The sequence below is a fragment of the Catenuloplanes nepalensis genome (assembly GCF_030811575.1).
Lineage (GTDB): Bacteria > Actinomycetota > Actinomycetes > Mycobacteriales > Micromonosporaceae > Catenuloplanes > Catenuloplanes nepalensis.
The window spans coordinates 897771-917654 of sequence record NZ_JAUSRA010000001.1 but is presented as its reverse complement, the minus strand read 5'-3'; the positions used below and the strand labels follow the sequence as shown (position 1 = coordinate 917654).

The window sequence follows — 19884 nt, the reverse complement described above, 5'->3', positions numbered from 1 at the left end:
GGATGGGTACCGAGCGCGAGCACGCAGGATGGCGCATCAGGGGGGTTCGAACATGTCCGACTTGGACGAGCCGACGGTCACGCTCGATGTCCGGCAGCTGGGACCGGTGGAGCGCAAGCTCCGCGGCGCGCTGGAGGAGCAGCTGACGTCCGCGCTTCAGGCCGCCACCGAGCGGGTCCGAGCCGGCTACGCGGGCGAGCCGGTCGAGGTGGTCCAGCAGCAGCTGCTCGCCGAGACGCGGGCCGGCCTGCACCACGACATCGCGGACGCCTGGCAGCCGGACCCGGCCGAGCTGCACCGGGTCGCGGCGACGATCGCGCACCAGGACACGATCGCCCACCACGCGGCGCCCTAAAGCTCAAGATCCAGCGGGGGTACGTACCCCGTGCGGGCGCGGCGCTGTCGAGCCGCCGGTTCTCCGAAGACAAAGAGCGCGTCTTCGGAGAACCGGCGGCTCGGCAGCGCCCGAGAGCGCCCGCGCCGGAGGAGCGAAGCGACGACCGGAAGCTCAGCTCGTCATCGGTAGACGGTCAGGATCAGATCGCTGACCAGGGCGGTCCAGCCGGTCTGGTGCCACGCGCCCAGCCCGGCGCCGTTGTCGCCGTGGAAGTACTCCGGGAAGACGATCCGGTCCTTCCAGTCCGGGTGGGTCTGGAACAGCTCGCACCGGCCGTATATCGGCCTTCTCCCGGAGGAGTCCGGCAGGAACAGCGAGATCAGCCGGTGGGACAGGTCGTCCGCCACCTCGGTGAGCGTGACCTTCCTCCCCGAGCGGGTCGGATACTCCACCAGCAGATCGTCGCCGTAGAACGTGGCGAACTCGCGGACCGCCTCGATCAGCAGGTAGTTGGTCGGCATCCAGATCGGGCCGCGCCAGTTGGAGTTGCCGCCGAACAACCCGCTGGTCGACTCGGCCGGCTCGTAGCCGACCGTGAAGTCGGAGCCGCCGAGCCAGATCGTGAACGGCTTCTCCAGGTGGCTGCGGGAGAGCGTGCGCAGCCCGTACGGCGAGAGGAACTCCTCCTCGTCCAGCATGCGGGCCAGGATCCGCATCAGCTGCTCCTGCCCGACCATGGCGAGCAGCCGCTGCTGCCGCCCGTCGCCGGAGAGCCGCCGCGCGCCGACGATCTCCGCGTACTGCGGGCGCCGGTTCTGGAACCAGCGGACCCGCGCGGCCAGCTCCGGCAGCCGGGAGAGCGTGACCGCGGTGAGCGTGCTGGTCGCCGCGAGCGGGAGCAGCCCGACCACGGACCGGACCTTGAGGGGCAGCTTCACGCCGTCCGGCAGCCGCAGCACGTCGTAGAAGAACGAGTCCTCGTCGTTCCACAGCCCCTGCTGGTACGCGGCCATCCCGATGTACGCGTAGTGCTCGAAGAACTTCGTGGCCACGTCCTCGTACGCGTGGTCGTGGATGGCCAGCCGCACCGCCATGTCCAGCAGATTCAGCGCGTACATCGCCATCCAGCCGGTGCCGTCGGACTGTTCCAGCACGCCGGCGACCGGCAGCGCGGCGGACCGGTCGAACGGGCCGACGTTGTCCAGCCCGAGGAAACCGCCCTCGAACACGTTGTTGCCGTTGACGTCCTTGCGGTTGACCCACCAGGTGAAGTTGAGCAGCAGCTTGTGCAGCACCCGGGCGAGGAAGTCGTGGTCCCAGCCGCCGTCGATCTCGAAGACGCGCAGCGCGGCCCAGGCGTGCACGGGCGGGTTCACGTCACCGAACGCCCATTCGTACGCCGGGATCTGGCCGTTGGGGTGCATGTACCACTCGCGCAACAGCAGGAGCAGCTGCGACTTGGCGAACCCGGGGTCGACGCGCGCGATGGAGACGCAGTGGAACGCCAGGTCCCACGCGGCGTACCAGGGGTACTCCCACGGGTCCGGCATCGAGATGACGTCGAAGCTGTTCATGTGCCACCAGGCGCTGTTGCGCCCGTGCCGGCGGCCGGACGGCGGTGCCGAGCCCGGGTCGCCGCCGAGCCACTGCTCCACGTCGAAGTGGTAGAACTGCTTGCCCCACATCAGCCCGGCGATCGCCTGCCGGGCCACGTCGGCCGCCTCGCGCGGCGCCGCGGCCGGGATGACCTCGCCGAAGAAGTCGTCGGCCTCGGCCGCGCGCAGCCGCATCACGGTGTCGAACCCGTCCGCGAGGTCCAGCGACGGCGCCGGGCCGGGCGCGGTCAGCGAGAGCCGCAGCCGGATGGTGACCCGCGACCGGGCCGGCACGGTCACCGTGTAGTGCAGCGCGGCCTTGGTGCCCTCGCCGTCCGGGTTGACCGTGTCCGCGCCGTCGACGACGTGGTCGTTGATGCCGTCCTTCGGATACGCGCTGCGGCCCTCCAGGCCCCACAGCCGAAACGTGTTGGTCTCGTTGTCGCAGGCGAGCGGCTCCGGGTCGCCGGAGCCCTCCAGCACGATCTGCCCGAGCCCGCGGTGCTGCCCGATCAGCCGGTTGCCGGACCCGAGGATGGTGGGCACGTGGTCGCGGCCGGGGATGCCCCACGACCAGGTGTTGCGGAACCAGAGCGTGGGCAGCACGTGCAGCGTTGCCTCGTCCGGGCCGCGGTTGGCGAGCGTGACCAGCATGCAGTAGTCGGTCGGCGAGGCCTTGGCGTAGTCGACGGTGACGGCCCAGAACCGGTCGTCGTCGAAGACGCCGGTGTCGACCAGCTCGTACTCGCTCTCGTCGCGGCGGCGGGAGCGGTTCGTCCGGACCAGGTCCTCATAGGGGAACGCGGCCTGCGGGTAGTGGTAACGCCAGCGCATCCAGGAGTGGGTGGGCGTGGAGTCCTCGTACCACCAGTAGTCCTTGACGTCCTCGCCGTGGTTGCCGCCGTCGCCGCCGAGGCCGAACATCCGCTCCTTGAGGATGGAGTCCTTCCCGTTCCACAGCCCCAGCGCGAAGCAGAACAGCTGCCGGTCGTCGCAGACGCCGGCCATGCCGTCCTCGTTCCACCGGTAGACGCGCGATCGTGCGTGATCGTGCGGGAAGTAGTCCCAGGCGGTGCCGTGCTCACTGTAGTCCTCGCGGACCGTGCCCCAGGCGCGTTCCGACAGGTAGGGCCCCCACGCCCGCCACGGCTGCTCGCCAGAGTCCGCCTGCGCGAGACGCTCCCGTTCACTCACCGGCGCCCCTCACCTCCTCGTGAATCTTCCATAGGGGAACTTCCCAAGACAAAGTCGATCACACTAAACATTGTCGCCGTGGCGTGTTACCGCCACTCCACAGACGGCGTGAGTGATAGGTGCTGAATCCATGATCCCGATCAGCTTCGGTCCACAGGTCTGCGGCTCGCTCACCGAGGGCGCCGCGCGCGAATGGCTGGTCCCGGACGGCCTCGGCGGATACGCCATGGGCACGGTCTCCGGCCTGCGCACCCGCCGCTACCACGGGCTGCTCATGGTGTCCGGCGCGACCGCGTCCGCGCGCACGCTCGCGCTGGCCGGCCTGGACCCGGTGCTCACGATCGGCGGTGACGAGATCCGGCTCGGCACGCACGAGTGGGCGTCCGGCTCGATCGCGCCGGCCGGGCACACGTTCCTGGAGCGGTTCTCGCTGATCGACGGTCTCCCCCGCTGGCGCTGGCGGGCCGGCGACGTGGTCCTCGAGCGCGAGCTGGCCATGGTGTACGGACGCCCCGCGCTCGCGGTGGTGCACCGCCTGCTGGCCGGCGGCCCGGTCCGCCTCGATCTCCAGGCGCTGTGCACCTGGCGGGACGGGCACGGCGAGCGGGGGGCGGGCGGGCCTGCTCCGCGTGTTGATCCGGCTTCTGGCGGCGCCGTGATCGAGAACTCGTATCGGCTGGAGGGCCCGGACTGGCGCGCGGCCGGCACCTGGTGGACGGGCGTGCACCACCGCGAGGAGGCCGCGCGCGGCCTGGCCGCTTCAGAAGATCTCTTCCACGCCGGTACGTTCGGCGCCGAGCTGCGTGAACCCGGCGATGTGCTGGAGGTGCGCGCGTGGGCCGGCTCGCTGGAAGACACCCCTCCCCCGGCCCGCGAGGTGATCTCCGCGGCCCGCCGCCGGAACCGGGCCGTGGTGGCAGCGGCCGCGCCGGCCGACGACGTGGACGCCTCGCTCGCGCTCGCCGCGGACGCGTTCGTGGTCCGCACGGACTCCGCGCCGGACGTGGTCGCCGGTTACCCGTGGTTCGGCGCGTGGTCCCGGGACACGATGATCGCCTACGAGGGCCTGCTGCTCACCACGAACCGGGCCGAGGAGGGCCGGCGGCTGCTGCTCGGGTACGCGGCCACGCTCTCCGAGGGCATGCTGGCGAACACCGCGGACACCGGCAGCGTCGAGTACAACACGGTGGACGGCACGCTCTGGTTCCTGCACGCCGTGGCCCGGCACGTGACCGTCACCGGCGACACCGACCTGGCCGAGGAGTTGCTGCCCGGGCTGCGCGACGTGGTCGACGCGCACCTGCGCGGCACCCGCTACGGCATCCGCGTCGACCCGGACGACGGCCTGATCACGCAGGGCGCCGCCGGAGAGGCACTGACCTGGATGGACGCCCGGGTGCGCGGCGTGCCGGTGACGGCGCGGGCCGGGAAGCCGGTCGAGGTGAACGCACTCTGGATCAACGGCCTGGCCGGTATCGTGGACCTCGCGCGGCGCACCCGGGGTGACGCCGGCGCGGCCCCGGCCGCGCACCGCACCGCCCTCGCCTCGTTCCGCCGCCGCTTCCCTGCCCCGGCCGGGTGGCTCTACGACGTCGTCGACGGCCCGCACGGCGACGACGCCTCGCTGCGCCCCAACCAATTGTTGGCCTGGTCTTTGCCTTACGCTCCAATGCGTGCCGATGCACGTGCTCTCCGTGCAATTTCCAAGGGATTACTGACGCCGATCGGTCTGCGCAGCCTCGGCCCGCGGGAAATGGGTTTCCTGGGTGAACACCGTGGAAATTCCGACGCCAGGGATGGCGCATATCACATGGGCACGGTGTGGCCGTGGTGGGTGGGGCCATTTATCGATACGTGCGCGAAGTCCGCCGTGTCAGATGGCGAACTACTCTCCGGTATCGAAGGTCATTTGACCGAGTTTGGCCTAGGCTCTGTCACTGAAACAGCGGACGGTGAGCCACCTCACTCGGCTACGGGTTGCCCGTTTCAAGCGTGGTCGGTCGGGGAAATAGTTCGCGTCCGTCGGTGTTGATCAACCTTGGTTACACGACGGCAACCGGGGTGTCTTCGCTGGTTTCCACGGGTAGGGCAAGATGAGGCCATCCCAACGACGCGTTGACACCCTTTCGAACCTGATTTGAGGGGCGTCCGCTGGCGTGTGCCTAGGGACAATCTGCGAGGGGGCCGGGCCTAATGTCACCAAACGCCGACATCATCGAGATGCGGACCGCACGTCCGCAACGTGTTCTGATGCTCTCCTGGGAGTACCCGCCGGTGGTCGTGGGTGGTCTGGGGCGTCACGTGCACGCGCTCTCGGTCGCGCTCGCGAACGCGGGCCACGAGGTGACGGTGGTGACGCGGCACGTCGCCGGCGCCCCGCTGGAGGAGTACGCGGACGGGGTCCGCATCGTGCGCGCGCCGGAGGACCCGCCGGTCTTCCCGCTCGCCACCCCCTCGCTGCTCGCCTGGACCATGGCCTTCAACCACACGCTGACCCGCGCGGCCCTGCGGGCGGCCGAGTCCGGTGAATACGACGTGATCCACGCGCACGACTGGCTCGTCACGCACACCGCGGTCACGCTCAAGGAGCACCTCGACATCCCCCTCGTCGCCACCATCCACGCCACCGAGGCCGGCCGTCACCAGGGCTGGCTCCCGGAGGAGATGAACAAGGCGATCCACACCGTCGAGTGGTGGCTCGCGCAGGAGGCGGTGCGCGTCATCGTCTGCTCGGAGTACATGCGGTGGGAGGTGAACCGGCTCCTCGACCTCCCCGCGGCCCGGATGGACGTCGTGCCCAACGGAGTCGACGACACCATGTGGCGTGCCCAGCCCCGCGCCGTCGCCGCCGCCCGCTCGCGATTCGCCGGTGCCGGCCCGCTGATCGGGTTCGCCGGCCGCCTGGTCTACGAGAAGGGAGTGCAGCACCTGGTCAACGCGGTGCCGAAGCTCAAGCACCGGCACCCCGGCCTGAAGGTCGTCATCGCGGGCGACGGGCCTTATCGCTCCGAGCTGCAGGCCGAGGCCGCGCGACTCCAGCTGGACGACACCGTCACGTTCGCCGGCTTCATGAACGAGAAGCAGCTGCCCGCGGTGCTCGCCGCCACCGACGCCACCGTCATCCCGAGCCTCTACGAGCCGTTCGGCATGATCGCGCTGGAGGCCGCCTCGGCCGGCGCGCCGATCGCGGTCTCCTCGACCGGCGGCCTCGCCGAGATCGTCGAGCCCGGCGTCACCGGCGTCACGTTCCCGCACAGCAACCCGGACGCGCTCGCGGACGCGGTCGACTCGCTGCTGACCGACGAGGTGTTCGCGCGCCGCGTGGCCCGGCAGGCGCGCTCGATGGTCACCGAGCGGTACGGCTGGGGCACGATCGCGGCCCGCACCGCCGCCGCGTACGGCTCGGCCATCCGGGAGGCACCGGCCTTCAACACGAAGCAGGCCGAGGCGCAGCTGGCCACCGGCCGGCCGAAGGCCGTCGTGCCCGAGGGCAACCTCCTGCACGGCCTGATGAACGCATCCGCCATCTGAGATCCCCCCGATCTCCGGCTCTCTCCGCTGGCCGCCGCGCCCCTCGCGACGGCCAGCGGAACCTTTTCCACCCCCGATCCCAGGTTGCGAGGCTTACCGCTCCGTGTCCGACAGCAACGACTTCATCGGCGAGATCGACCGCTGGCTGCTCTCCCAGGGGCGGCACGAGAGGCTCTGGACGGTGCTCGGCGCGCACCCCACCGACGACGGCTGCCACTTCGCGGTCTGGGCGCCGAACGCGCGGGAGATCCGGGTGATCGGTGACTTCGCGGGCTGGGGCGCGGACGACGGCGTACCCATGCGGAATCTCGGTGACAGCGGTGTCTGGGCCGCGTTCGTGCCGGGTGCGCGCATCGGCCAGCACTACAAATACAAGATCCATGGCGCGGACGGCTCGTGGATGGACCGGGCCGACCCGCTGGCCGTGGCGACCGAGGTCCCCCCGCGTACCGCGTCGAGGATCTTCAGGTCCGAGCACAAGTGGGACGACGGCGACTGGATGGCCGCGCGCGCCGGCCAGACCGAGCACCACAAGCAGGCGATGAGCGTGTACGAGGTGCACCTCGGCTCCTGGCGGCCCGGCCTCGGCTACCGGGACCTGGCCGACCAGCTCACCGAATACGTCTCCGAGCTCGGCTTCACGCACGTCGAGCTGATGCCGGTGATGGAGCACCCGTTCGGCGGCTCGTGGGGCTACCAGGTCACCGGCTACTACGCGCCGACCTCCCGGTTCGGCACGCCGGACGAGTTCCGCTACCTGGTCGACCGCCTCCACCAGGCCGGCGTCGGCGTGCTGCTCGACTGGGTGCCCGCGCACTTCCCCAAGGACGAGTGGGCGCTGGCCGACTTCGACGGCACCGCGCTCTACGAGCACCCGGACCCGCACCGCGGCGAGCACCCGGACTGGGGCAGCCTGATCTTCAACTACGGCCGCTGGGAGGTGCGCAACTTCCTGGTCGCGAACGCGCTCTACTGGCTGGAGGAGTTCCACGTCGACGGCCTGCGGGTGGACGCGGTCGCGTCGATGCTCTACCTCGACTACTCCCGCGAGCACGGCGAGTGGTCGCCGAACGAGCACGGCGGCCACGAGAACCTCGAAGCCATCGCGTTCCTCCGCGAGCTGAACGCGGTCGTCTACCGCGAGCACCCCGGCGCCGTCATGATCGCGGAGGAGTCCACCGCCTTCCCCGGCGTCTCCAAGCCCACCGACTGGGGCGGCCTCGGCTTCGGCCTCAAGTGGAACATGGGCTGGATGCACGACACGCTGGAGTACGCTTCTCGCGATCCGCTCTATCGGTCGTTCCACCACGATCAACTGACCTGGCCGTCCTGCTACGCGTTCGATGAGCAGTTCACGCTGCCGATCAGCCACGACGAGGTCGTGCACGGCAAGAAGTCGCTGATCGCGAAGCTCCCCGGCGACCGCTGGCAGCGCCTGGCCGGTCTGCGCGGCTTCCTCGCCTACATGTGGTCGTTCCCCGGCAAGCAGCTGCTCTTCATGGGCTCCGAACTGGCCGACGAGCACGAGTGGGCCGAGCACCGCGGCCTCGACTGGCACGTGCTCGGCGACCCGGCCGTCCAGGGCGTGCACGCCACGCTGCGCGACCTCAACCGGGTCTACCGCGAGTCGCGCGCGCTCTGGTCGCAGGACACGCTGCCGCAGGGCTTCCGCTGGATCGCGCACGACGACCGGCAGAACAACGTCATCTCCTTCCTGCGCTGGGGCGACGACGGCTCGGTCATGGCCTGCATCGCCAACTTCTCCGGCGTGCCCCGCACCGGCTACCGCATAGGCCTGCCCCGGGGCGGCCGCTGGGACGAGGTCCTGAACACGGACGCGTCCCACTACGGCGGCTCCGGCGTCGGCAACTTCGGCGCGGTCCACGCCGCAGGCGACGGCTCGCACGGCCTGCCGCACTCGGCCGACGTCGCGGTCGGCCCGTACGCGGTCGTCTGGTTCCGCCCCGCCTGACCCGTTCTGCGACGGCCCTTCATCCCATCGGGTGGGGGGCCGCCGTGCGTTTAGGACAGGTTCTGTCCGCCACTCTTCATAGGCTGCGTCTATGACACTGACACAGGAGCGCACCGACCTCATCCACCTGCTCGACCGGCACCGCGGCTTCCTGCGCTTCACGGTGCAGAACCTGACCGACGAGCAGGCCGCGTCGCAGCCGATCCCGAGCACCACACTCTCGCTCGGCGGACTGATCAAGCATGTGGCCGCGACGCAGCGGGGGTGGCTCGCGTTCGCCACCGACGGTGCCGAGGCGATGCAGGCCGAGCCGAACGACTGGGAGAACGGCTTCCGCATGGCCGGCGGCGAGACGCTGGAGGGCTTGCTCGACGAGTACGAGAAGGTCGCGGCCCTGACGAACGAGCTCGCCGCCACCGCGGACCTCGACGTCGCGCACGCCCTTCCCGAGGCGCCCTGGTTCGAGGCGGGCGCCACCTGGTCGGTCCGCCGCGTCCTGCTCCACATCATCGCGGAGACCGCCCAGCACTCCGGCCACGCCGACCTGCTCCGCGAGGCCATCGACGGCCAGAAGACCATGGGCTGAGCCGTACTCCCGCCGATTCCCGGCCGGTCGTTCCACAGCCGCGAGCCGTGGGCGAGGCGGGCCCGGGGGCGATCAGAGGCTTGCCGCGCGGGCTTCCCGGCAGGCTGCGGCTGGGGCTGGGAAAATGCAGAACACACTTCATATTCCCGCTGTCCGGCGTGCCCACTCCGGGCATGCTCCCGCGGGCACCGACCCAATGCCACTTAGCCTAAGTTGATCATGCTCTTTGGCCTGCGCGTTCGCACACCACGTGCCCGCCTTCAACTGTCCACCGCCGGGTGCGGCGAAGGATTTCCGCAGGCAGGCGCGCTGCCGCCGGACCGGCCTCGGGTCAAACTCAACTTAGGCTAAGTGGCATCGGGCACCGGCCCGCCGCAGGCGGCCTCCCCGCAAAGTCCGCCGCCACTCCCGCAAACCCCCCCAACCCGGGGCTTCGCCCCATCCACCGCGCACCCCGAGCGCCCCACGAGCCAGCCACCACGCAACCCGAACCCCCACACCAGCCCGAGCGAGCCGCCGGGGCCGAAGATCCGCATCGGTGACCACGCGACCCCCGCCACCGCGCAAGCCCGGCACTCCACCAGCCGACCACCGCGCAAGCCGGCCACCACGCAAACCGGGCGCTGCGCAAACCGGGCGCTGCGCAAACCGGGCGCTGCGCAAACCGGGCGCTGCGCAAACCGGCCACCGCGGGAGTCGGCCACCACGCGCCCGAAATTTCGCCATATTTTGTCGTGCCCGCGTGGCAGATCTCGGTGGACGGGCTCCCCACCAGCCCTGAGTGATCAATCAGTGGAGCAAAAGATAGGTCAACTTCGCTAGTTGACCTATCTTTTGCTCCACTGATTGATCACTCAGGCGCCGGTATCGACCCGCTGAGCCACGCGACGTAGGTGATGAGCATGCCGATCGTTTATACGGAGTTTTCGAGCGCGAGGATGCCTACCGGTTCTACCGGGGAGCGTGCCGGGTCCGGTTTGGGCCTGCGGGCTCTGGTGAGAGCGTTGGCCGGGCTGGGCCGGGCCGGGCGGGCTGGGCCGGGCGGGCTGGGCGGGCTGGGCTGGGCTGGGCTGGCTGGGCTGGGCGGGGCTCGGGCTGTGGTGAGTGGGCTGGGACTTGCAGGGAGGCCGCCTGCGGCCGACCGGTGCCCCATGCCACTTAGCCTAAGTTGATCATGGTCGTTGACCTGCGCGTTCGCACACCACGTGCCCGCCTTCGACTGTCCGCCGCGGGATGCGGCGGACAGGATTTCCGCAGGCCGGCGCGCTGCTGCCGGGCCGGCCTCGGATCAAGATCAAAATAGGCTGAGTGGCATTGGGCACCGGTCGGCCGTGGCAGGGGTGTCTGCACGTTCCGCGGCCGGTCGCCCAAACCCGGCCACCTCCCTCACCACCGAATCGCACGATCTCGCAGGCCAGAACCGGACCCTCGACCGGAGGGGCGACCCGCAGGGCGGCTCAATGATCCACTTCTGCGATCGCGCTGAGGGTCTTGCGGAAGCGGTCCGTTGCGGTAATCGCAGGTCAGCTGGAGTGATCGCAGGTCGGGCATGGGTGCGGCGGGCGGGTAGATCGGGTTGGTCTTGCCGCGGGAAACCGGCAGGGAGGCGGCCCGCGGGAAACCGGCAGGGAGGCCGCCCGCGGCCGACCGGTGCCCGCGGGAGCACGCCCGAGCCGCCACGCCGGAAGCGGGAAATCGCCTTTTATCGCTTTTAATGGAGCCAGGTGGGGCGGACCAGGGCGGATTCGTAGGCGAAGACGACCAACTGAGCGCGGTCGCGCGCGGACAGTTTGATCATCGCGCGGGAGACGTGGGTCTTGGCGGTGGCGGGGCTGACGTGGAGGCGTTCGGCGATCTCGTCGTTGTTGAGGCCCTCGCCGACCAGCGCGACCACCTCGCGCTCACGGTCGGTCAGTGGGTCCGTCGAGGGCGGGGGCGGCGCGGGAGTGCTGCGGCCCTTCGTGGCGAACTCGGCGATCAGGCGGCGGGTGACGCCCGGGGACAGCAGGCCGTCGCCGGCCGCGACCGCGCGCACGCCGCGCAGCAGGTCGACCGGCTCGGTGTCCTTGACCAGGAAGCCGGACGCGCCGACGCGCAACGCCTCGAACAGATATTCGTCCAGCTCGAACGTGGTCAGGATGATGATCCGCGTGTCGGTCAGCGACGGGTCCGCGACGATCCGGCGGGTGGCCTCCAGACCGTCGACGCCCGGCATGCGGATGTCCATCAGCACCACGTCCGGGTGGGTGCGCGTGGCCACCGTGACCGCGGCCAGGCCGTCCGCGGCCTCGCCGACCACCTCGATGCCCGGCTCCGCGTCCAGCAGCGCGCGAAAACCGGCCCGGACCAGCGCCTGGTCGTCGGCGAGCAGCACCTTGATCACTTCTTCTCCCCCTCCGGTGCCGGCAGGTGCGCGACGACCAGGTATCCGCCGGACGCGGTCGGTGCCGCCTCCAGTGAGCCGCCGAGCGCCTCGGCGCGCGCCCGCATGCCGGGCAGGCCGATGCCGGACCCCGGCGGTACGGTCGGGTCGGCCTCGCCCGGCTCGTTCTCCACGCGCAGCCCGACCCCGTCCGGCGCGTAGCCGACCGTGACCGTGGTGGCGGCGCCGCCCGCGTGCCGGCGCACGTTGGTGAGCGCCTCCTGCACGATCCGGTACGCGGCGCGGTCCACCTCGGCCGGGAGCGGGCGGGGCGTGCCGCGCACGACGGTACGGCACGGCAGCCCCGCACCCCCGGTCAGCGCGTCCAGCCGGGCCAGTCCGGGCGCCGGCGCGCGCGGCGCGGACTCGTCCTCCTCGGCCAGCGCGCCCAGCACGGCCCGGACCTCGCGCAACGCCTCCGAGCTGGCCGTCTTGATCGCGGCGAGCGCGGACCGGGCCTGCTCCGGCCGGCTGTCCATCAGGTGCAGCCCGACCCCGGCCTGCACGTTGATCAGGGACAGGTGGTGGCCGATCACGTCGTGCAGCTCGCGCGCGATGCTCAGCCGCTCCTCGCTCGCCTGCCGCTTGTCCTGCTCCTCGCGGGCGCGCGCCTCCTCCGCCTCGGCACGCATCATCTCCGCGATCTGAATCTCCCGGGTCCGGCCGGCCTCGGTGCCGACCACCGTGACGATCGAGGTCAGCGCGATGATGGCGAGCGCAGCGAAGGTCGGGCGGTTGTCCGACGGTACGCCGAGCAGGTCCGCGAGGATCCGGCCGGCCAGCAGGTAGCAGAGCCAGGCGACGCCGACGACGGCCGCGACCCGGATCGCCCGCCCGGCCCGGACGCCGTGCACGACCGCGACGATCAGCGCCACGAAGAACGGGCCACCCGGGAAGCCGGCCAGCGTGTACGCGATCGCCGCGCCGGCCGCGACCGCGACCGGCAGCACCGGGATCACCTTCCGGAACAGCAGGCTGATCGGGCCGGCCAGCAGCAGCGCGACCATCAGCGGCGAGAAAGCGTCCCAGGAGCCGGCCACCAGGCGTACGCCGATGACCTGCACCAGCGCGGTGAAGATCACGATGCCGCCCAGCGAGTCCGGCTTCTTCCGGTCCGGGTCCGCCCAGGGCGGCAGCCGGTGGTCGTGCCACGGCGGCCGGCCCCAGTGGTGGTGCCGGCGTTGCTGCCGCTCCCGCAGACGCGCGATCATCTCGCGGTGCATCCGGAGGTCACGCTCGCGGCGGAGACGCTCCCGGCGCTGCTCGCGCTCGCGGACCTCGTCGAGCCTGTCCGCGGCCAGCCGCCGCACCCCACGCCACCGCTCCCGCCGGCCACGCCACTCACCCTCCGGATCGCGCGGAACGCCGCCGCCCACATCCCGCGAAGCGGCGCCGTCCGGACCACGCGAAGCGACGCCACCCGAATCGCGCGAAGCGGCGCCGTCCGAACCGCGCGAAGCAGCACCGCCCGAATCAGGCCCAGCGGCGCCGTCCGAACCGCGCGAAGCAGCGCCGTCCGGGGCGCGGGGGACGTCGCCGGGTGAGGCGTCCTGCGGACCGAGGGGCGAAGGTGGCACGTTCACGACCGTAGGGCACGGCGGGGCGCCGCGGCATCGCCGAAGCGCGGGCGGACGCCGTACCCTCGCCGCGGTATGTCCCTGGTTCGTCCCTACTCCCGGCGGCGTAGCCGCGGGACGGACCGCCTCCGCCCGGACCGCCCGCACCGCCTCCCCCGGCCCGACGTGCCGGCCCCCGTCCCCGGCGCACGCTGAAGGCCACAGACTCGGGAGGACACCATGGAAGGCACACAGACCGGCCGGATCCGCACGTCCGACGCGGAACGCGAGCAGACCGCGGAGGTGCTGCGCGCCGCGATGGGCGAGGGCCGGCTTCCGCTCGACGAGGGCGAGATCCGGATGACCGCGGTCTACGCCGCCGTCTACCGCGACGAGCTCACGCCACTCACCGCCGACCTGCCCGGCCGCGGCCTGCCCGCGCTGGCCCGCACGCCCGAACGCCTCGCGCTCGCCCGCCGCCACCTGCGCGGCCACGCCGGCGCGGTCGTGCTGGTCATCGGCGTGCTGGTCGCCATCTGGGCCTCGACCGGCGCGCACTTCTTCTGGCCGGTCTTCGCGATCGTCCCGCTGCTGCTCAGCGTCTTCAAGCATGCCGCCGTCATCCGGGCCGGCGGCACCTGGGAGTCCCGTGACTGGCACGGCCACGGCCCGTGGAGCCACCACCGCGACGGCTTCCACGCCTACCACCGCTGACCGATAAGGAGCGCAGCGTATGTGTTCCGACACGTGTCCCAATTGGACCCGTGGCGGTGTTTGATCACGAAGGGCGGAACTGACATTGTGTGGCGGGCTCGCGCCGACCGTGCGCGCGCCCGCACGACCCTGGGGAGGGTACGCACGATGATGGGGCCGCAGCATGCGCTGTCCGGCGCGGCAGCCTGGCTGGCCGGGTGCTGGGCGTTGGACCAGTTCGCGGGCTATGAGCAGACGCCGATCGCGATCGCGGTCGGCACCGCGATGTGCGCGGGAGGCGCGCTGCTGCCGGACATCGACCTCTCCGGGCGGGTGACGAAGAACCGGGGCGGCGCGACCGTGGCCAAGACGTTCGGCGTCTTCTCGCTGTTCGTGGCGGAGGTGGTGGAGAAGTTCTCGCTGGGCGTCTACACCGCGACACGGCTGAGCAAGGACCCGAGGCGGGACAACGGGCACCGCACGTTCACGCACACGCTCCCGTTCGCCGCGCTGGTCGGCTGGGGCACGGGCGCGCTGTGCGACGCGTTCGGCAAGTGGGCGGTCATCGGCATCCTGTTCTTCATGATCGGCCTGGCGCTGCGCGGCCTGTTCGACGAGTGGGCCGAGCGCGCGGGCTGGGTCGTGATCACGCTGCTGTCCGCGGCCGCCGCCTGGTTCACGTTCCTGAACCTGCCGGGTGATCGCGGTTATCCGATGCTGGGCGTGGCGATCGGCGTGGGCTGCGTGATGCACCTGTTCGGCGACATGATCACAAAATCGGGCGTGCCGATCCTGTGGCCGATCCCGACCGCCAAGGGCCGACTGTGGCGCATGATCGGCATCAACGACAACTGGGCGATCAAGGTCGGCGGCAAGTTCGAGACGATCTGGCTGCGCGGCGCGTTCACGCTCATAGCGCTGGCGTCGGCCGCGGCGCTGATGGGCCGCTCGGCGCTGCGATATTTCAACATCGAGATCTAGATCCTTCCGGGGGTACGTAGTTCAGCTACGTACCCCTGTATGGTTCTTCGGGGTTCTCCGGGCTATTCATGATCGACAATTAGCGTCGTGCGCATGAAGATCCGGCTGCTGATCCTCGCTCTGCTGCTGTGGTCCGTCCCCGCCCCGGTCTCGGCCGCGCCCGCGACCGCGTACGGCGGCTTCCGGGTCGTCCGGGCCTCGCCCGGCACCCCCTCCACGCCCGTCGTGAGCCTGCCCGGCGGATACGAGGTGATGTCCGGCGCGACCGCGAGCCGGGCCGAGTTCTTCGCGTTCGTCCGCGGACCCTCCGCCACGGCCGTGACCGTCACCGTGTCCTGGCCCGGCCAGTGGATCACGGACGTGATCTCCGGCAAGGCGCACGTGCCGGTGGAGCACGACGCGGCCGACCCGTTCACGGTGCGTTTCCCGATCCCGGTGACCGGTGCCTCGGTCAACCAGAACACGCTGCAGGTCTACTCGTACCCGAGCGGCAGCACCGCGACCGGCGTCTACTGGCGGATCGAGCACAACGACCCGGACCGGGTGGCCGGGCCGTGGACGAGCGTGGCGTGGCCGGGCAACCAGGCCGCCTCGGTGATCAACTACATGGTGGCGGCGAACCTGGTGCTCCAGGACTCGGGGCTGGCCGCGGAGGCACGGCGGCGCGGGCACTTCTTCGCGCTGATGGGCTTCGAGACGAACAATCCGCTGCACCCGGACAACCCGCCGCACTGGCACCTGTCGTACTACCCGGGGCTGACGTTCGGGGCGGCGGGCGCGCACGTGCCGCACTTCTGGGTGGACGCGGCCGGGCGGACGTTCTACAACGGCATGGACGTCCAGGGGCGCGGGCGGGGCAGGTTCTACGTGGGCGATCCGGCGGAGATCCGGGACCCGGCCGGCGCGCTGATCATCACGATGACGATCCGGGCGGACGGCGGGCTCGACCTGCGCGGGCCGGACGGGCGGGCCTACTCGATCACGTCGGCGGGCGGGGACTTCGGCGCGGAGGTGCGGGTGCTGCGGGACGGCGCCGGATGGCGGTGGGTGCGCAGCGGCGACAGCGTGACGGGCGGGGTGCTGGTCACGCACGTCGGCGGGCTGGGCACCGAGGCCTTCCACCAGACGCTGGTCTACCGCTACGACCGCCTGACCGGCACGATCCTCGCGATCCACCCAAGCTGACGCGATCCGCGCGGCGACGCGATCCATCCGGGCTGACGCGATCCGCGCGCGGCGATGCGATCCGCGCGGGCCGACGCGATCCATCCGGGCCGACGCGATCCACGCGGGCCGACGCGATCCGCGCGGGCTGACGCGATCCGCGCGGGCTGACGCGATCCACACGGGCCGACGCGATCCACACGGGCCGACGCGATCCACACGCGGCGCCGCGATCCACACGGGCCGACCGGTCGGCGCGTTGGCCTTGATGTTGCCGCTCGTCGAACTACGCTATTTCCGGATATATGCGTAGGAGGAGACGTGACGCGACGCTGTCTGCCGGCCGCCGTGCTGACCGCGCTGCTGGTGCTCCCCGCTCCGGCCGCGGCGGCGCCGGAGACCGGCACCCGCCCGGCCGGCGACTGGACGCACGTGGACGGCGACGCCGGCCGCACCGGCTATCAACCGGTCACCGGCGGGCTGCACCCGGCCAACGCCGGCCGGCTGCACGACGGCTGGCGGGTCGCCGGCGCACCGCACGGCACCCTTGTCGCGGCCGGTGGCGCGCTCTACCTGCCCGCCTCCGAGCGTGGCAGCGTGCGGATCCTGAAGCTCGACGCCCGTACCGGCCGGGAGATGCCCTTCGGGGTGCGGGCGGAACAGTGGCTGGGCCGGCCCGCGGCGGTGGACGGCACCATCGTCACGGTCGCCTCGGACGCGCCCGGCCGGGACGAGCTGCGTGCCTACTCCCCCACCGGCGCGCTGCGCTGGCGCGCGCCGATGCCGGGCGACGCACCCGCCGACGATCTCGCGGTGCACGACGGGCTGGTCTTCGCCGGCGGCGGCTTCGAGTGCCGCTACCTCTGTGCGTACACCCGGCTGCGCGCCTACCGGCTGAGCGACGGCACGCTCGCCTGGGAGCAGGACGTGGTGGGCGACGTGCAGTACGAGGCACCGGCCGTGGCCGGCGGCACGCTCGTCTGGCCGATGCGGGACGCGAACGGCGCGAGCGTGGTGGCGCTGGACGCGGCGACCGGCTCACCCCGGTGGGGCGCGCACGCGAGCACCCTGGGCGTCCAGGAGTTGATCGTCGCGGACCGCGCGGTCTACGCGGTCGAGGGCGGGAGTCTGTGCGCCCGGAGCGTCGAGGGCGGCGGCCGGCGCTGGTGCAGGGACGATCTCGACCACGTGAGCGTGGCGCTGGCACCGCAGCGGGCGGACGCGCGGGACACCCCGGCCGTGCTCTACGCGGGCGGCGGCACGACGATCCGGGCGCTGGACCCGGCGGACGGCGGCGTGCTCTGGTCCGCGCCGGTCGACGGCACCCCGCAGACGATCACGGCCGGCGGCGGTCTGGTCTTCGCACAGCTGTGGAGCCCGCGCGAGACGCGGATCGCGGTGCTGGACGTGTCGGACGGCCGGCGCCTCGCGGACCGGCTGCTGTCCCGGGAGGGCATCTTCGGGGCGGTGGTCCCCGCCTACGGCCGGCTCTTCGCCGTCGACCCCTACGAGTCGATCCTCGCGCTGAAGCCGCACCACCCCTGATCCAGGCGTCTGGAACGACCTGGGGACGCCTGGATCACGAGGCAGCGGTCCTCAGACGAACAGCTCCGCGATCTGGACCGCGTTGAGCGCGGCGCCCTTGCGCAGGTTGTCGTTGGAGCAGAAGAACGACAGGCCGTGCTCGACCGTCTCGTCGCCGCGGATCCGGCCCACATAGGTCGGGTCCTGCCCGGCGGCCTTGAGCGGCGTCGGCACCTCGTCCAGCGTCACTCCGGGCGCGGACGCCAGGATCTCCCGCGCGCGGTCCGGTGAGAGCGGCCGGGCGAAACGCGCGTTGATCTGCAGCGAGTGGCCGGTGAACACGGGCACGCGCACGCAGGTGCCGGAGACCTTGAGACCGGGAATGCCGAGGATCTTGCGGCTCTCGTTGCGGAGCTTCTGCTCCTCGTCCGTCTCGTTCAGGCCGTCGTCCACGATCGACCCGGCGAGCGGGAGCACGTTGAACGCGATCGTCTGGGAGAACTGCTTCGGCGACGGGAACTCCACCGCGGACCCGTCGTGGGTCAGCTCGGCGGCCCGGTCCGCGACCGCGACCACCTGGCCGGACAGCTCGGACACGCCGGACAGCCCGGCACCGGAGACCGCCTGGTACGTCGCGACGACCATCGCCTCCAGCCCGGCCTCGGAGTGCAGCGGGCGGAGCACCGGCATCGCGGCCATCGTGGTGCAGTTCGGGTTCGCGATGATCCCCTTCGGCCGGTCCTGCGCGGCCTGCGGGTTGACCTCGGCCACGACCAGCGGCACGTCCGGGTCCATCCGCCAGGCGGACGAGTTGTCGATCACGATGGCACCGGCCGCCGCGACCGCGGGCGCCAGCTCCCTGGACGAGCCCTTGCCGGCGGAGAAGAGCACGATGTCCAGGCCGGCGAAGTCGGCCGTGGCCGCGTCCTCGACCGTCACCTCGCCGCCCGCCCACGGCAGCGTGCGCCCCGCCGACCGGGCCGACGCGAACAGCCGTAGCTGTTCCACCGGGAAGTTGCGCTCCGCCAGGATGCGCCGCATGACGCCACCGACCTGGCCCGTTGCTCCGACAATGCCAATCCGCATGACGACGAGGTTACCGACTCGTCACCGGTGCTTCGAATCCGGAATCCCACCAGGTGAACAGGGGTGTGCCGGCGATCGGAGGACTTGTGCGGGGGCGACCGGCGGGCCGGGGTTTCTGCGGTCACCGCCGATGCGCGCCGGAGGAAAATTTTGCCGCGAATACGCCACACCGGGCTGGCATCATCCGTCCATGGAGTCCGGGATCGCGCTTGCCCACGCGTACCACCGTGAGGTCGTGGGTCCGCTGTTGAGGCGTGAGGTGCCGCGGCTGCCGCACGCGGTCGGCCGGCTGGGGCACGGCTCGGACGTGCTCGGCTTCGACGACGAGGTGAGCCGCGACCACGACTGGGGGCTGCGGCTGCAGCTGCTGCTCGACGACGCGGACGCGGACCTGGTGCCCTATCTGGACGAGCTGCTGGAGCGGGAACTACCGAACCGGTTCCGCGGTCACCCGGTGCGCTTCCCGATGACCTGGGATCCGCGGCCCCGGCACAAGGTCTCGGTCGGCACCGTGAACGGGTTCGCGCGCGAGCGGCTCGGCTTCGGCTTCGACCCGGCGGACACGGTCGGCTGGCTGATGCTGACCGGGCAGGCCGTACTGGAGGTGACCGCCGGGCCGGTCTTCGCGGACACCACCGCGTGGCTGGGGCCGCTGCGCGCGTCGCTGCGGCACTACCCGGCCGAGGTCGAGCGGTACGTGCTGGCCGCGGGCTGGCACCGGCTCGCCCGGCTGCCGCTGCACGCGCGCGCGGCGGAGACCGGCCAGCCGATGGCCGCGCGCCGCCTGGCCGGGACGCTGGCCGAGGACGTGATGCGGCAGGCGTTCCGGCTGTGCCGCACCTGGGCGCCGTACGACAAGTGGTTCGAGCGCGCGTTCCAGCGGCTGCCGATCGCGGCCGAGCTGACCGGGCCGCTGACCACGGTGCTGCACAGCGGCGACCCACGGGTGCGGGAGGACGCGCTGGTCACGGCCGTCCGTGTGCTGCTGGCCCGGCAGCGCGAGCGCGGCCTGCCGACGCCGCCGAACGGGGTCGGGCCGTTCTTCACGCGCGCGTCCCGGGCGGTCCGGCCGGAGGTACCGGCCGCGCTGCTCGCCGGCCTCACCGACCCGGTGCTGCGCCGGCTGCCGCCCGAGGCCGGCGCGATCGACCAGTGGCTGGACAATCCGTGGCTGCTGGCCCGGCCGGCGATGCGCGCGCCGCTCGCCGCCGCATATGGACAGTGGCTGTCGATCGATCGTTGA

Annotated in this window: 14 protein-coding genes; 10 read left to right on the top strand and 4 right to left on the bottom strand. The window is 71.7% G+C overall.

Annotated features, from left to right (window positions below):
- Positions 1-61: 61 nt before the first annotated feature.
- Complete coding sequence (locus tag J2S43_RS03845; protein ID WP_370881744.1) at positions 62-355, top strand: hypothetical protein; 294 nt, start codon at positions 62-64, stop codon at positions 353-355.
- Positions 356-516: 161 nt separating this feature from the next.
- Here the strand turns inward: J2S43_RS03845 and J2S43_RS03840 are convergent, their stop codons facing one another.
- Positions 517-3126 (bottom strand): MGH1-like glycoside hydrolase domain-containing protein, encoded by a 2610-nt coding sequence (locus tag J2S43_RS03840; RefSeq protein ID WP_306827159.1) that lies wholly within the window; start codon positions 3124-3126, stop codon positions 517-519.
- Between the two features lie 130 nt (positions 3127-3256).
- On the opposite strand from J2S43_RS03840, the gene J2S43_RS03835 reads away from it, so the two are divergent.
- The 4 genes from J2S43_RS03835 (at position 3257) to J2S43_RS03820 (ending at position 9215) form a co-directional block, all read left to right on the top strand.
- Entirely contained in the window at positions 3257-5158 is a 1902-nt protein-coding gene (locus tag J2S43_RS03835) for an amylo-alpha-1,6-glucosidase (protein WP_306827158.1), read from the top strand.
- A 161-nt stretch (positions 5159-5319) separates the two neighbouring features.
- A complete protein-coding gene (locus tag J2S43_RS03830) occupies positions 5320-6657 on the top strand; it encodes a glycosyltransferase family 4 protein (RefSeq protein ID WP_306827157.1) in 1338 nt (445 codons plus the stop codon).
- Between the two features lie 103 nt (positions 6658-6760).
- On the top strand, positions 6761-8629 hold the full coding sequence (glgB, locus tag J2S43_RS03825) for a 1,4-alpha-glucan branching protein GlgB (protein ID WP_306827156.1): 1869 nt from the start codon (positions 6761-6763) through the stop codon (positions 8627-8629).
- A 91-nt stretch (positions 8630-8720) separates the two neighbouring features.
- The gene (locus tag J2S43_RS03820; RefSeq protein WP_306827155.1) at positions 8721-9215 is read left to right on the top strand and encodes a DinB family protein; all 495 of its coding nucleotides are present in this window, start codon (positions 8721-8723) and stop codon (positions 9213-9215) included.
- A 1711-nt stretch (positions 9216-10926) separates the two neighbouring features.
- On the opposite strand, the gene J2S43_RS03815 is transcribed toward J2S43_RS03820, so the two are convergent.
- Together J2S43_RS03815 and J2S43_RS03810 are read right to left on the bottom strand one after the other, a co-directional pair.
- Positions 10927-11598 (bottom strand): response regulator transcription factor, encoded by a 672-nt coding sequence (locus tag J2S43_RS03815; RefSeq protein ID WP_306827154.1) that lies wholly within the window; start codon positions 11596-11598, stop codon positions 10927-10929.
- A complete protein-coding gene (locus J2S43_RS03810) occupies positions 11595-12947 on the bottom strand; it encodes a sensor histidine kinase (protein WP_306827153.1) in 1353 nt (450 codons plus the stop codon). The genes J2S43_RS03815 and J2S43_RS03810 overlap by 4 nt, the downstream gene beginning before the upstream one ends.
- Before the next feature lie 486 nt (positions 12948-13433).
- Here J2S43_RS03810 and J2S43_RS03805 point away from each other — a divergent pair, with 486 nt between their 5' ends.
- The 4 genes from J2S43_RS03805 (at position 13434) to J2S43_RS03790 (ending at position 17576) form a co-directional block, all read left to right on the top strand.
- Entirely contained in the window at positions 13434-13907 is a 474-nt protein-coding gene (locus J2S43_RS03805) for a DUF1707 domain-containing protein (RefSeq protein ID WP_306827152.1), read from the top strand.
- A gap of 147 nt (positions 13908-14054) precedes the next feature.
- Entirely contained in the window at positions 14055-14867 is an 813-nt protein-coding gene (locus J2S43_RS03800) for a metal-dependent hydrolase (protein ID WP_306827151.1), read from the top strand.
- A 93-nt stretch (positions 14868-14960) separates the two neighbouring features.
- Entirely contained in the window at positions 14961-16052 is a 1092-nt protein-coding gene (locus tag J2S43_RS03795) for a hypothetical protein (RefSeq protein WP_306827150.1), read from the top strand.
- Between the two features lie 300 nt (positions 16053-16352).
- Positions 16353-17576, top strand: a complete 1224-nt coding sequence (locus tag J2S43_RS03790) for an outer membrane protein assembly factor BamB family protein (RefSeq protein WP_306827149.1) — start codon at positions 16353-16355, stop codon at positions 17574-17576.
- A gap of 51 nt (positions 17577-17627) precedes the next feature.
- Here J2S43_RS03790 and J2S43_RS03785 read toward each other — a convergent pair whose 3' ends face one another.
- A complete protein-coding gene (locus J2S43_RS03785) occupies positions 17628-18641 on the bottom strand; it encodes an aspartate-semialdehyde dehydrogenase (protein ID WP_306827148.1) in 1014 nt (337 codons plus the stop codon).
- 190 nt (positions 18642-18831) lie between these two features.
- Here J2S43_RS03785 and J2S43_RS03780 point away from each other — a divergent pair, with 190 nt between their 5' ends.
- Positions 18832-19884 (top strand): DUF4037 domain-containing protein, encoded by a 1053-nt coding sequence (locus tag J2S43_RS03780; RefSeq protein ID WP_306827147.1) that lies wholly within the window; start codon positions 18832-18834, stop codon positions 19882-19884.